We start from the raw sequence: 13,507 nt of genomic DNA, 5'->3' as shown, positions 1-13,507 counted from the left end.
GACCCCCGAGACCTACCGGTGCCGCCACCGTCGCGTCAGCGTCCTCCACCGGTCACGCCACCGAACGATCGTTCCCCGCTCCCCGTTCCCCCGGTCGTCGTCCTCTTCCTCCCGTTCCGCGAGGTCGGCGGCGGGCACCGCCTTCACCGTCGCCCGCGCCCGGACCGGCGGCCCGGCCGGGTCGGATCCACTGCGCGGCGGCGGTGGCACCGAGCGGTACAGCGACAGGTCGGTGAGCGTCTCCTCCCCCGCGTGGATCCGGTAGCGACCGTGCAGTTCGGCCACCACGTTCCCCAGGTCCTCGCCCTCATCGCACACCCGCATCGCCCGGGCCAGGGCCCGGGTCCGCCACAGCCGCACGCCCGCGTCCCGGGTCGGCGAGGCCGCCGGGAACAGCTCGGTGAGTCCCGCCCGGGAGCGCTCGGCGCCGGCGAGCAGGCGCGACAGGGCCACCTGGCCCAGCCCCCACGCCACCGGGACCTGCAATAGGAACGGAGAGGGGAACCCGGTGCGCGGCGCCCGGGAGGCGAAGGAGATCCGGGGTTCGCGCAGGTAGTTGGCTTGGATGAGGCGCAGGTCCAGGTGCGGGCCGCCCGGTCCGCCCGAACGGCCGCCCGCGCCCTCCCAGTCGGCGACCAGGGTCAGCGCCAGATCGGTCTCGGCGCTGTCCAGCAGCCGGTCCGCGCATCCGCGGACCAGGTCGTAGGGCGCCCCCGACACGTCGACGACGGCGTGCACCAGCGGTACGCGCCGACGGTGGGCCGGGACCCGTTCGCGGTAGGCGTGCGGGTGGGGCATGACCTCGGCCAGGACCTCGGTGCGGAACCGTTGGGACGGGATCCGGGTGCGGGCGGTGCCGGCCGGCCCCACGTGCCAGGCCGTGGCGGCGGGTTCGGGCACCATGACCGCGCCGGCCTGCCACAACCGGTAGCCGAACTCGGTGTCCTGCCCCAGGTCCAGGTCGGGGTCCACGCCCCCGGCCGCTTCGTACAGGCTGCGCCGCACCGCGGCCGCCGCTCCCACGTAGGCGTGGAATCCCAGGTGGTCGGCGTCGCGCAGGTCGTCGCTGTCGGCCAGGACGCGTTCGATCCACTCGTGGCGGCGGCCGTGGTCCGGCTCCTCGCGCAGGGTGCCGGCCCGCACCCGGGCGAGGACCTCGGCGGGGCTCTCGGGGACGGTCTCGGCGAAGCGGACCCGCCCCAGGGTGACGGCCTCGGCGTGCACGTGGTGCCACCGGGCCTGGGCCTCGACGAACTCCCGGTCCACGATCATGTCGGCGTCCAGCCACACCAGGATGTCGCCGGTGCCGGCGTGCGCGCCGTAGGCGCGGGCGTAGCCGGCACCCCAGACGCCCTCGGGCGTGGACAGGATCCGACAGCGCCGGGGCCGCAGGGCGGGCAGGCGCAGCGGTGGGGAGGAGTGGTCGTCGACGACCAGGACCTCCATCAGGTGCTCGGGGTAGGTCTGGCCGGCGAGCGCGGCCAGGGTCAGGTCGAGCCGGGCCTGTCCGCCGCGCGCCGGGATGACGACGCTGACGCTCAGGTCGGGGGTCCATCCGCCGATGTCGGGGGGTGTCAGCGCACTCCAGTCGTTGCGGAAGACACGGGTGAGGACCCGCTCGACCCGCCCGCGGTGCGAAACCCCGTCGACATGAGACCCTACGTGTTTATTCAGTGACACAGAGTCACTATAGCCCTGTTTCGCGGCATCGTGGGGAGCCTTGCCCCGGTGTCCCCGGACCCTCCCGCCTTCCCCGCACACGCATCACACGCGCGAAGGCGCCCCGCGGCCCGTGCCGCGGGGCGCCCCGGGCGCGCGGAACAAGGGATCAGGAACGCCGCCGGGCCCGCACCATCGCGATCCCCAGGGCCGCCAGACCGATCACCGAAGCGGCCATCACCCACCACACCAACAGGCCCACCAGCGACGACAGCACCCAGAGGAGCAGCAGGGCGACCACGAGACCGGCGGAGACCTTGATCAGCAGACGTCCCATGAGCGGAGAATACGCCCCCGGTCAGCCGACGCGGACGGCGGCCGTGAAGACACCGTCCCAGTACGCGGCCAGGGACACCTCCTCCAACGGCTTGGAGGGGTTGGAGCCGTGGATCATCATCCCGTTGCCCGAGTAGATCCCCACGTGGCTGGGCGCCGACTCGCTGTAGAAGAACAGCAGGTCGCCGGGCTGCACCTGGTCGCGGGAGACGCGCGTGCCGGCGTTCACCTGGTCGTAGGTGGTCCGCGGCAGGTTCACGCCGGCCTGACGCCAGGCGGCCTGGACCAGACCCGAGCAGTCGTACCCGTTCGGTCCGGTGCCGCCCCACACGTACGGCTTGCCGATCTGGGCGCGGGCGAAGTCGAGCACCGCCCGCACGTCGCCGGAGGCGGCCACCGCGGCGGTGCCGCCGGAGTCGGCGGTCCCCACCGAGGTCGGGTCCACACCGCCCAGGCTCTCCAGCACCTCGGCCTGTTCGTCCAGGGCCTCCTCGCCCCGGGCCTGGGCGGCCTCGGCCGACTCCAGCGCCTCGGCGGCGTCCTCCTCGACCTCGGCGGCCTCGTCGTGCAGCCTCTCGCTGCCCTCGACCTCTTCGATGTAACCGGCCAGCACGTCCTGCTGCCCCTCGGAGAGGTGGTCCAGGTCGGCCACGTTCTGGAGCGCGCTGTCCGGCGCACCCCCGAACAGGACCGTGAAGGTGCTGTAGGGCGAATCGGTGTAGGCGACCCGGGCGATCCCGGCCACCTTGCCCGCCATCGCGTCCAGCTCCTCCTGTGCCTCGGTGAGCCGGTCCTCGATGTCGTCGAGCTCGGCCTGCGCCGCCTCGTGGTCCTCCTGCGCCTGGTTGTAGGTCTCGTTCAGCTCCGACAGCTCCTCCTGGAGCCGCTCGTACCGCTCACGGGCCTCCTCCTGCGTCGGCTCCGCCGCGGCGATGCCCGAGGAGAGCAGGACCGCGCCCAGCGCCGCGAAGCCCGCCGTCGCGAAACGACGGCGCGCGCCACCGGATTCAGGGTTGCGAGTCAAGGGACCGACTGCCTTCCTCCCACACCCGCCTACCGGCGCAGGGCATCCCGAGGGCACGCCCGGTGGGGGCGCGCAGGGGATGCGGGAGCGAGGGGGTCCCGACGGACGACGCGGGGGACCGCGGGTGTCGGGCGTTCTGCGGCGGCCTCCGCTCCTGGGAAAAGGACTCTGGAGCGAGCGGAGCGCGGCGGCACCGGGTGCCGTCGCCCTGGTGGCGACTCACGGGGGCGACCCGGTCTGAGGGAACAGTAATCCACCCCCTGGACCGGACGCGACCCTTTCGTTACTTTTCCTTGGGCAACCTTCCCACCTGCGAGGTTGCTTCGGAGATGCGGGAAAGCCCACCGATGGGCGGAAACGACCCGTGTTCATGCCCGACGAAAAAGACCCAAAACAAGGTCAAAACCACCGAAAATGTGACGTGCATCATGTGAACGAAAGGAAGGGGGCGGGGATCCCCCGCCCCCGGCCTCCGTCACAGGTACCGCGACCACCAGTCGAGGATCGCCTCGAACCGCGCCACCCGGTGGCTCGGCAGCCCCGACCGCGACAGCTCGTGCCCCTCACCCGGGAAGAGGAGCATCTCCGTCTCGGCGCCGCGCGCCTTCAACGCCACGAACAGGCGCTGCGCCTGCTCCACCGGGCACCGCCAGTCCTCCTCCGAGTGGATGATGAACACCGGGATGTCGATCCGGTCCGCGTAGGTGAGCGGACTCTGCTCCACCCAGGTCTCCGCCGGCCCGTACAACGGCTCGGGGAACAGCGAACCGATGTCGGACGACCCGCGGAAGCTGTCGATCGCGTTCACCGCGCGCTCGCTGACGGCGGCCCGGAAACGGTCGCCGTGGTGGGCCGACATCCACGTCGTCATGAACCCGCCGTGCGAGCCGCCCATCACCCCCACCCGGGACGCGTCCAGGCGCTCGTCCTTCAGCGCCTCGTCCAGGAACGCCAGCAGGTCGCGCGCGCTGATCTCGCCCACCGCGCCGATGATCGCCCGCCCGTGCTCCTGGCCGTAGCCGGAGGAGCCGCGCGGGTTGCACATCACCACGGCGTACCCGGCGGCCGCGTAGACCTGGGTCTCGTCGAAGAGCTGGTGCCCGTAGGGCGCGAAGGGGCCACCGTGGATCATCAACAGCACCGGGTGCGGCCCCTCGCCCTCGGGGACCGCCACCCAGCCGTGGACCGGGTACCCGTCCTCGGCGTGCGCGACCAGTTCCGTCATCGGCAGCGGGTCGACGCCCTCCGCGAACGACGTCAACGGCCGGGTCCCCGACTCCGAGACCACCACCAGCTCACCGCTGCCACGACCGTCGGAGACCACCGCCACGGTGGTCCCGCCCGCGGTGTCGAACGACTGCACCTGCGCCTTGTCGGCGAGCACCTCGCGGAGCCCACCGCCCTCGAAGGGCACCAGGAGCAGGTCCACCGCGCCGCGCCGCTCCGCCAGGACCAGCAGGCCCTCCGACGTCACCTCGGGGACGCCGGACAGGCGCGGGTCCTCCTCGGGGGTGAGCCGCCTCGGCGCCGCCGACCCGTCGGCGGGCACCGACCAGGCCGCCGTGGTCCGGCCCACGAAGTCCGTGAGGTCGTCGCCCAGACGGTCACCGAGGAAGAACACGGTCGACCCGTCCGCGGAGTACCTCGGCGCGCCGGCGTCCAGGGTCCCGTCCGTGACCCGACGCGGCGTCGCGCCCTCCTCCGGGGCCGCCGCCCACAGGTCCACGACCAGGTCGACGTCCCGATCCTCGTGACGGGCCGCCGCGAAGACCAGTTCACGGCCGTCCGGGCTCCAGGCCACGTCGGAGTGGTCGAAGTCGCCCTCGGTGACCCGCACCGGCTCGCCCGCATCCCGGGCGGGGTCGATCGGCGCGGACACGAACACGTGCGAACGCCGATCGCCGAAGAAGCCGAGGCCGTCCAACCGGTACTTGAACGAGGTGATCCGGCGCGGCGGCTCCTTGCCCGGCTCCACGTCCACGTACCGGCCCGGCTCGGGGACGCGGGCCGTGTACGCCACCCGGGTCGAGTCCGGGCTCCACACGGGGACCCCGGCGCCCAGCGGGTGCGCCGTGATCCTCCACGCCTCACCGCCCCGGGCGGGCAGGACGTGGATCTGCGGGCGCTTGTCCCCGTCCGGTCGCAGGAACGCGATCCACCGGCCGTCGGGGGAGAAGACCGGGGCCCGGTCCCGGTCGCCCCGGGTCAACCGGCTCGGCGCCTCCGAGCCGTCGGTGGGCACCGACCAGAGGGACCCGAGGTAGGCGTCCTCGTCCAGGTCCGGACGGACCAGCGAGAAGACCGCGCGGGCGCCGTCCGGCGCCAGGGTCGGCGCGCCGACGGTGTGCAGATGAACGATGTCAGTGGGTTTCATACGGTCACGGCGCTCCCGGCACGGGGGCACGAGCGCGCCCTCTCCTTGTTCGTTCGGCGGCGGACCCGCCGTCCGGGACCACCGCGTACCGGGCACGACCGTGGGGTGCGGTCGGCCTGTCCGCCAGGGGACGGCCCCGATCCGGGCGCCGGTCCCCCACGGACACTATCGGCGCCGCCCCGGGAAGATCCAGGGAGTTTCGAACACCGATCCGCCCGCACCCCGGCGCTCACAGCGAACCGTCGGTCTCCAGGTCGGTGCACACCCACGCCCCGCCCCGACGGCGGGCCCCGAACGCGAACGCCCGGGAGCGCAGATCGCAGGCGATCACGGCGCCGACCTCCAGCCGATCCCCCGACCGCTGGTGGAAGACCCGTTCCAGGCGGGGCGCCGACCGGCACGGCAGCGCGCCCCGCAGACGGCGCAGTTCCTCGCGCACGGCCGGGCTCGACCGGTCGCGCAGCGCCTCGGGGGCGCGCCGCCCCACCAGCACCTCGGCCATCTGCTGCGCCAGCAGGCGTATCTCGCCCGGGGTCCGGTGCCCCTCCAACACGGCACGGCAGCGGCCGGGGAGGGGACGGCGCACCGGGGTCCGGCCCGGTGTGATCATCGGCCGGTAGGGGTCGGCGGCACGGCCCCGGCGGGCGTGCGGGGCGACCGTGCCCGCGCAGACCGGGCGGGGGCACCGGTGACGGTCGGGAGAGTGGGACATGAACGTTTCCCTTCCACATGGACGACATCCGGTCACATCCACCTACAGAGCACGCTCCTCCGGCCCATCGCCACCTGGAATACCAGGTTTCGTTTCGGCCACCGACCGATCCGCCACGAGGCACGACGTCCCGGTCAGGAGGCATACTGCCTAACGTGACTCACGCGTACCTTTCCTCCCCCGGCCCGCTGGCCCTCGCCCATCGGGGCGGCTGGCTCACCGACGACCAGGGTGTGCGCCACACCGAGCTGGAGAACACCGCCGTGGCCTTCCAGCACGCCGTCGACATGGGCTACACCCACCTGGAGACGGACGTCCACGCCACCTCCGACGGTGTGCTGATGGCGTTCCACGACGACACCCTGGACCGCACCACCGACATGAACGGCGCCATCGCCGACCTGCCCTACCGCGAGGTGGCGCGCGCCCGGGTCGGCGGCCGCGAGCCCGTCCCCCTGCTGGAGGAGCTGCTCGGGTCCTGGCCGCACGCGCGGTTCAACATCGACCTGAAGTCCGACGGGGCCGTGGTACCCCTCATCGAGGTGCTGCGCCGTACCGACGCCTGGGACCGGGTCTGTGTGGGCTCCTTCGACCAGAACCGCCTCGACCGGGCCCGTCGGCTCCTCCCCCGCCCCGTCACCACCTCGTGCGGGCCCGTCGAGGTCGCCCGGTTGCGCGTGGCCTCCCTGTCGGGGCTGCTGCGCCCGTTGGCCCCCCGGGCCCCTCGGTGCGCGCAGATCCCCCTCTGGCAGGGTTCCTTCCCCGTGTTGAGCCGCGACCTGATCCACACCGCCCACCGGCTCGGCGTCCAGGTCCACGTGTGGACCGTCAACGAGCCCCAGGTGATGGAACGCCTCCTCGACGCGGGGGTCGACGGGATCGTCACCGACAACATCACCGCCCTCCGGGACGTCCTGGTCCGCCGTGGCCGATGGACCGGCGACACCGCCACCGCGCACCGCAACCGATAGGAAACCCCCACCATGACCGAAGCCTCGGAGGCCACCGCGCACTCCGGCCCCTCCCCCGACCCGACACAGCGCAGACGTGAGCAACGCGGCTGGTACCTGTACGACTGGGCGAACTCGGTGTTCATCACCTCGGTGGTCACCGTGCTCATCGGCCCCTACCTGAGCGGCCTGGCCTGCTCCTCGGTCGGGGCCGACACCGCCGAGGCCTGTCTGGACCCGGGCCTGTCCCTGGGGCTGTTCGGGCTGCACCCCAACGCGCTGTACCCGGCGCTGACGACCGCGGCGATCCTGTTGCAGATCCTGCTGCTGCCCGTGGTCGGGTCGATGGTCGACCACTCCCGGAACAAGAAGCGCTGGCTGTTCTGGTTGGCGTTCAGCGGCTCGGCGGCCACCGTCGGCCTGTACTTCGCCACCGACGGGTACCTGGTGGCGTCGGCGCTGTTCGTGCTGGCCAACCTGCTGTACGGCTTCTCCATCGTGGTGTACCACGCGTTCCTGCCGGAGATCTCCACCGCCGACGAACGCGACCGGGTGTCGGTCGCCGGCTGGGGCATCGGCTACCTGGGCGGGGCGCTGCTGCTGGTCGTGCACCTGGTGCTGGTGCTGAACGCCGACGCGCTGGGCATCGACGCCGGACACGCCGCCCGCATCGCGTTCGCGTCCTGCGGCGTGTGGTGGGTGGGCTTCACCATCCTGTCGCTGCGGCCGCTGCGCAACCGGTACGGGGCGCTGGCCCTGGGCGGCCGACCCAGGGTCGGGGCGTCGCTGCGCCAGTTCGGACGCACGCTCAAGGACATGCGCAAGTACCCCAACACCATCCTGTTCCTGGTGGCGTTCATCTTCTTCAACGACGGGGTGCAGGCGGCCATCCGCTACGCCGCCCCGTTCGCCACCCAGGACCTGGGCCTGGACCAGGGCATCCTGATCACGACGATCCTCATCATCCAGTTCGTGGCCTTCGGCGGCGCGTTCGCCACCGGATGGCTGGCCCGGTACCTGGGCGCGAAGAACACCGTGCTCGCGACCCTGGTCGTCTGGAGCGGCCTGGTCGCGGCGGCGTACTTCCTGCCGGCGGGGAACGTGCCCATGTTCATCGCCCTGGGCGTGGGCATCGGCCTGGTGCTGGGCGGCACCCAGTCGCTGGCGCGGTCGCTGTTCTCCCAGCTCATCCCCAAGGGCCGGGAGGCGGAGTACTTCAGCCTCTACCAGATCTCCGACAAGGGATCGACGTTCCTGGGGTCGCTGGCGGTGACCATCGCGGTGTCGGTGACCGGCGGTTACCGGGTGGCGGTGGTGTCACTGATCGCCTTCTTCATCATCGGCGGCCTCCTGCTGTGGCGCACCCGCATGGAGGAGGGCATCCGCGCCGTCGGCAACGAGGTCCCCGCACGCCTCTGACCCGGTCCGTGCACCGCGAGGGTCCCGGCGCGAGCCGGGGCCCTCGCGCGTGTCAGGAGCAGTCGAAGGAGAAGGCGCTCGGACGGCCGGGGCAGGAGCGGCACTCGAACACCTGGATCGACCCCACATCGCCCAGCATCAGGCCGGTGGGGTCCAACGCGGGCGGGAACCCGTCCCGCTCCTGTTCCTCCCGGTCCTCCGGCGGCGTCCACAGTCGCTCCGATCCGGGGGAGAACTCCCAGGAGGCCACGGTGAGCAGGTGCTCCATCACCTCCCCGCAGCCCGCGCACGCGGGCCACTGCGGACCCTGGGCCCAGCCGGGCCACCCGCCCAGCTTGGTGCCGGGCACCCGCACCAGCTCGTCCAGGTAGGTCCCCACCTCGGCCGCCGACGAGGAGTGGCGTTCGCCGAGTTCCTTGCGCAGCCCCGGTTCCAGCTCCGCCAGGCCGTAGTCCGCGACCGGCTCGGGTCGCAGGACGCACGGGACGGGCACGTACCGCTCCGGGGCTCCCGCCGGGGCGGACGGAGTAGGGCGCACCTCGCCGACCTCGGCCGCGGTGCGCCAGTACACCCGGGGTTCGGGGCAGTAGAAGCCGTTGTCGTGGTCGAAGGGGCACCACAGCACCTGGAGCAGGTCGCGGCCCTCGGGGAAGGGGACGCCGGGGGCGGCCTCCCGGCGGATCTGCACGATCGGCACCAGGGACGGCTCGTCCTCCTCGGGAAGGCCGTCGCCCATGTCCTCGTGCTCGCCCGCGCACACCGGCCAGGTCTCGTCGGCGGGCCACGACAGCGGCCCGCCCATGGAGTCGTCCCCGGGCCCGGGGACGCCGGGACGCGGGTTCAGCCGCACCGCCTCGCGCCGCCACGCGCGCAACTCGGGGAAGCGCGCCTCGACGTCGATCGGCCGGGGCGGGGTGGTGCGGGTCATGCGCGTCTCCAGGGTGTGCTCTCAGCAGGCGCAACGACCCTAGCCCCATCCGCCGACACCCTCCTCGGGGGTCCGGCACCCCGGTGAAGTGGGAGGCGGGGACGACCGTCCCGGCCGGCCGGTGGACACCCGTGCCCCATCGATGCCGGGCCGAGGTTCGCGCGTGGCCCGGTGGACCCGCCCCACCCCGATCACCTCCACGCCCGGGTGTCGGTGGGGGCCGGGATACTGGGACGCGATGCGAACGGGGGGACGGATGCGGGTGCTGCACGGTGTGTGGGATCGGGACGCGCTGGTGGTGTGGGGTGAGGGCGAGGCCCCCGACGGCGGGCGGGCCGGGGACCGGCCGCACCCGTTCGCGCTCGGCCACCGGGCACTGCGCGACCTGGTCCCGGTACCCGCCGGAACCGTCACCCTGGAGCTGCGACTGCCCGGGACGACCGCCGCGCCCGACCGGTCCACCGCCCCCTCCCCGGAACCGGCGGCGTTCCACACCTGGACCGTGCCCGGACTGCGGCTGGCACCGGCGGCCGCCGAGCGGTGGTGCGCCACGATGCCCCGGGACGTCGGCCCGTCACTGCGGCACCTCAAGGCGGTGCACGCCTTCGCCCGGACCCTGGTGGAGACCGGGTGCGTGCTGCCGGACCTGGTCGGCGACCCGCCCCGGGCGCGGTGGCGACCGGCGCCCATGACCTGGGCCGAGGAGCACCTGGCCGCGCTGAGCGCCGCCCTGCCCGCCTCGGCCCGCGCCCACCTGCCCGACGCGGGGCCCGACACGACCGCCCGGTCCTGTGTGCTGGCCCCCGTGGAACTGCTCACCGACGCCCTGGCCCGCCGGGCCGCCCGCCCCACGGGCCACCCGGCCGAGGCCGCCTCCCCCGGGGCGCTGCTCGCGGCCGCCCTCGTGGACGACGACGGCGCGATGGACCCCGAGGGCGCCGCACGGTTGCGCCCCGCGTTGAGGGACTGGCGGGCGCGGGTGCGCGGCGCGGGTCGCGCCGCCCTGCTGTTCCTGCTGCGCGAACCCGAACGCGGCACCCCCTGGACCGTCGAGTTCTGGGTGCGGTCGGTGACCGACCCCGGGCTGCGACTGCCGCTGGAACAGGTGTGGTCGGGCGAGGGCGCCGCCTGGCTGCCCGGCGACGTGGGCGTCACCGCCCTGGCCGACCTGCGCCGGGCCGCCCGCCACCACCCGTTGGTGGGCCGTGCCCTGGGCGACCTGGCACCCACCCGGCTGTTGTTGAACGTCGAGGACGCCCAGCGGTTCGTGGCCGAGGCCGCGCCCCGGTTGACCGCCGCCGGGTTCGGGGTGGTCCTCCCCGAGCTGCGCAAGGGCCCCGCGCTGGGCCTGCGAATGACCGCCGAACCCGCCAGGGGCAGGCGAGGCACCGGCGGGGTGGGCCCCTCCGACCTCGTCGACGTGTCCTTCGAGGCGGTGCTGCGCGGCGACCCCGAAGGCGCGGCCGACCCGCTCACCGAGGACGAACTGGCCGAACTCGCCGAACTGGCCCGCCTCAAGCGCTCCCTGGTACGGGTGCGCGGCCGGTGGACGCAGATGGACCCCGAGCGGGTCCAGGCCGCCCTGGAGTGGATCGCCGAGCGGGGCCGGCGGATGCGCCCCGACGAGGTGGTGCGCGCCGCCGTCGGCGCGGCCGGGGCCCCGCCGATACCGGTGGAGGAGGTCGTCGCGGACGGCCCCCTGGGCGCGCTGTTCGACGGGGGCGCCGCCGCCGACCGGCGGCCCATGGGCACGCCCGACGGGTTCAAGGCACAGCTGCGCCCCTACCAGGACCGGGGCGCCTCCTGGCTGCGGTTCCTCGGCGACCTGGGCTTGGGGGCGGTGCTCGCCGACGACATGGGCCTGGGCAAGACCGTGCAACTGCTGGCCCTGCTCACCGACGCGCGCGGGCGCGACACGGGCCCCACCCTGCTGGTGTGCCCGGTGTCGCTGGTCGGCAACTGGCGTCGGGAGGCCGAACGGTTCGCCCCCGACCTGCGGGTGCACGTCCAGCACGGCCCGGACCGGCCGCACGCCAACGCCCTGGCCCGGCTGGTGGGCCACTGCGACCTGGTCGTCACCACCTACGGCGTGGTCGCCCGCGACACCGACGAACTGGCGGGCCTTCCCTGGGAACGGGTGGTGTGCGACGAGGCCCAGGCGTTGAAGAACCACGACACCCTCCAGGCGAAGGCGGTGCGCTCCCTGCCGGCGCGCACCCGGATCGCGCTCACCGGCACCCCGGTGGAGAACGACCTGGGCGAACTGTGGTCGATCATGGACTTCGCCAACCCGGGCCTGCTGGGTTCGGCGGCGTCGTTCCAGCAGGCCGTGGCCGGCGAGGAGGGGCCCGACACCGCCCGGGTGCGGCGGATGACCGGCCCGTTCGTGCTGCGCCGTCTCAAGACGGACCGGTCGATCATCGCCGACCTCCCCGAGAAGGTCGAGATGCGCACCTGGTGCACGCTCACCCCCGAGCAGGCGTCGCTGTACAAGGCCGTGGTGGACGAGATGACCGAACGCCTGCGCGAGGCCGACGAACGCGAGCGCAAGGGCCTGGTGCTGGCGACCATGACCCGGCTCAAGCAGGTCTGCAACCACCCCGCCCAGTTCCTCGGCGACGGGTCGGCCCTGGCGGGCCGCTCCGGGAAGCTGGACCGGCTGGAGTCGATCCTGGGCGAGGCCGTCGCCGAGGGCGACAGGGCGCTCTGCTTCACGCAGTACGCCCGTTTCGGCGACCGGTTGGCTCCCTACCTGCGCTCACGCCTGGGCGTTCCGGTGCTGTGGCTGCACGGGGGCACCCCGCGCGCGGATCGGGAGGAGATGACGCGGCGGTTCCAGTCGATGGACGGCCCGGCCGTGTTCCTGCTGTCGTTGAAGGCGGCCGGGACCGGGCTGAACCTGACAGCCGCCAACCACGTGGTCCACGTGGACCGGTGGTGGAACCCGGCGGTGGAGGACCAGGCCACCGACCGGGCGTTCCGGATCGGGCAGCGGCGCGACGTGCAGGTGCGCAAGATGGTGTGCGTGGGCACCGTGGAGGAGCGGGTGGACGAGATGATCGAACGCAAGAGCGCGCTGGCCCGGGGCGCGGTGACCACGGGCGAGGAGTGGCTGGCGGGGTTGTCGGTGGAGGACCTGCGCGAGGTGGTGCGCCTGTCGCCGGAGGCCGTGGCGTGAGCTGGTCGCGGGAGGTGGCCCGGTGCCTGGGCGCCGGCTCGGGCACGGTCGAGCGGTTGTCGGTGGCCCCGGGCGAGATCACGGCGCGGGTGGGCGGGCACGAGGTGAGCCTGATCCGCACGGTGCCCCCGGAGGAGGCGTGGGGACGGGTGTGCGCGGCGCTGGCCTCCCAGGAGGTGTTCCGGGCGCGGGTGCTGGCCGGCGAACTGCCGGTGCCGGTCGGCGAGGTGTGCGCGCTGCTGGGGGTGGACCTGGTGCCCCGGGGGTGGGACGCCCTCGTGGCGACCTGCTCCTGCGACCGGTGGGACGGCGTGTGCGCGCATCTGCGGGCGGTGGCCGGGGCGTTGGGCGCCGAGGCCGACCGGGATCCGTTCACGCTCACCCGGTGGGCGGGGCGGGATCGGCGCGCGCTCCACTCACAGGTCATGGCGCAGGGCGCCATAAAAGGACCTTCGACCTCAGAGGAGACGGCGGGGGATAATGTCTCCGAGGCGAAAATCGAAGACGGTGACGATCGCTTCGAACACGCGCCGAACTCGGCGGCCGCGTTCTGGTCCGCACCGATGCCGCCCGGACCTCCGGAGATACCGTCCGGGGCCGGGGATCGCGTCAGGACAGCCGCTCCGGGGGCGGTGGCCGACGAACTCCCCCCATTCGGCTCCCTTCGAACGTGAACATCCGCCGATCGAATACGCGCTTTCGGATTTCCTCGGGAAAACGCCGGTGGGAACGGACTCGGGCGGTTACGATTCGGCTGAAGATCACGTCGCAGGGCGTGGCGGATTCCCGTATCGGAAACGGGATCCGGTTCCGACGCGGACGCCGCCGCGTCGGCCGAGCACAGGAGGTCGACGATGCCGGTCCGCAGCGCCGCGCCGTCCGACCGCCACCCCTTCCGCCGGGAAGGTCCTCTCTCTTCCGTGCCGC

10 protein-coding genes are annotated in these 13,507 nt (G+C 73.4%); 4 read left to right on the top strand and 6 right to left on the bottom strand.

Annotated features, from left to right (window positions below):
* Nucleotides 1-12: 12 nt before the first annotated feature.
* The 5 genes from PWG71_RS22795 to PWG71_RS22775 all read right to left on the bottom strand — a co-directional run bounded on the left by PWG71_RS22795 (nt 13) and on the right by PWG71_RS22775 (nt 6,105).
* Entirely contained in the window at nt 13-1,680 is a 1,668-nt protein-coding gene (locus tag PWG71_RS22795) for a glycosyltransferase (protein ID WP_274811983.1), read from the bottom strand.
* A gap of 148 nt (nt 1,681-1,828) precedes the next feature.
* Nucleotides 1,829-1,996: a hypothetical protein gene (locus tag PWG71_RS22790; RefSeq protein ID WP_274811982.1), complete on the bottom strand. Its 168-nt coding sequence runs from the start codon at nt 1,994-1,996 to the stop codon at nt 1,829-1,831.
* Nucleotides 1,997-2,017: 21 nt separating this feature from the next.
* The gene (locus tag PWG71_RS22785; protein ID WP_274811981.1) at nt 2,018-3,019 is read right to left on the bottom strand and encodes a C40 family peptidase; all 1,002 of its coding nucleotides are present in this window, start codon (nt 3,017-3,019) and stop codon (nt 2,018-2,020) included.
* 475 nt (nt 3,020-3,494) lie between these two features.
* The gene (locus PWG71_RS22780) at nt 3,495-5,393 is read right to left on the bottom strand and encodes a S9 family peptidase (protein ID WP_274811980.1); all 1,899 of its coding nucleotides are present in this window, start codon (nt 5,391-5,393) and stop codon (nt 3,495-3,497) included.
* 229 nt (nt 5,394-5,622) lie between these two features.
* A complete protein-coding gene (locus tag PWG71_RS22775) occupies nt 5,623-6,105 on the bottom strand; it encodes an Rv3235 family protein (RefSeq protein ID WP_274811979.1) in 483 nt (160 codons plus the stop codon).
* Nucleotides 6,106-6,260: 155 nt separating this feature from the next.
* Here PWG71_RS22775 and PWG71_RS22770 point away from each other — a divergent pair, with 155 nt between their 5' ends.
* The gene (locus tag PWG71_RS22770) at nt 6,261-7,076 is read left to right on the top strand and encodes a glycerophosphodiester phosphodiesterase (protein ID WP_274811978.1); all 816 of its coding nucleotides are present in this window, start codon (nt 6,261-6,263) and stop codon (nt 7,074-7,076) included.
* A gap of 12 nt (nt 7,077-7,088) precedes the next feature.
* Complete coding sequence (locus tag PWG71_RS22765; RefSeq protein ID WP_274811977.1) at nt 7,089-8,474, top strand: MFS transporter; 1,386 nt, start codon at nt 7,089-7,091, stop codon at nt 8,472-8,474.
* Nucleotides 8,475-8,526: 52 nt separating this feature from the next.
* Here the strand turns inward: PWG71_RS22765 and PWG71_RS22760 are convergent, their stop codons facing one another.
* The gene (locus PWG71_RS22760) at nt 8,527-9,402 is read right to left on the bottom strand and encodes a DUF1963 domain-containing protein (protein WP_274811976.1); all 876 of its coding nucleotides are present in this window, start codon (nt 9,400-9,402) and stop codon (nt 8,527-8,529) included.
* 256 nt (nt 9,403-9,658) lie between these two features.
* Here PWG71_RS22760 and PWG71_RS22755 point away from each other — a divergent pair, with 256 nt between their 5' ends.
* The gene (locus tag PWG71_RS22755; protein ID WP_274811998.1) at nt 9,659-12,580 is read left to right on the top strand and encodes a DEAD/DEAH box helicase; all 2,922 of its coding nucleotides are present in this window, start codon (nt 9,659-9,661) and stop codon (nt 12,578-12,580) included.
* Entirely contained in the window at nt 12,577-13,254 is a 678-nt protein-coding gene (locus PWG71_RS22750; RefSeq protein WP_274811975.1) for an SWIM zinc finger family protein, read from the top strand. Before PWG71_RS22755 ends, PWG71_RS22750 begins: the two co-directional genes overlap by 4 nt.
* The last annotated feature ends 253 nt before the right edge of the window (nt 13,255-13,507 follow it).

The organism is Nocardiopsis sp. N85, from assembly GCF_028882275.1.
GTDB lineage: Bacteria > Actinomycetota > Actinomycetes > Streptosporangiales > Streptosporangiaceae > Nocardiopsis > Nocardiopsis lambiniae.
The sequence above is the reverse complement of the archived record's forward strand: the minus strand, read 5'-3'. Positions and strand labels throughout refer to the sequence as shown.

Bases quoted from the DNA above. Each gene is read 5' to 3' on its own strand.
- PWG71_RS22780 (WP_274811980.1), bottom strand. From the start codon at position 5,393: ATGAAACCCACTGACATCGTTCATCTGCACACCGTCGGCGCGCCGACC.
- PWG71_RS22765 (WP_274811977.1), top strand. From the start codon at position 7,089: ATGACCGAAGCCTCGGAGGCCACCGCGCACTCCGGCCCCTCCCCCGAC.
- PWG71_RS22775 (WP_274811979.1), bottom strand. From the start codon at position 6,105: ATGTCCCACTCTCCCGACCGTCACCGGTGCCCCCGCCCGGTCTGCGCG.
- PWG71_RS22760 (WP_274811976.1), bottom strand. From the start codon at position 9,402: ATGACCCGCACCACCCCGCCCCGGCCGATCGACGTCGAGGCGCGCTTC.
- PWG71_RS22755 (WP_274811998.1), top strand. From the start codon at position 9,659: ATGCGGGTGCTGCACGGTGTGTGGGATCGGGACGCGCTGGTGGTGTGG.
- PWG71_RS22790 (WP_274811982.1), bottom strand. From the start codon at position 1,996: ATGGGACGTCTGCTGATCAAGGTCTCCGCCGGTCTCGTGGTCGCCCTG.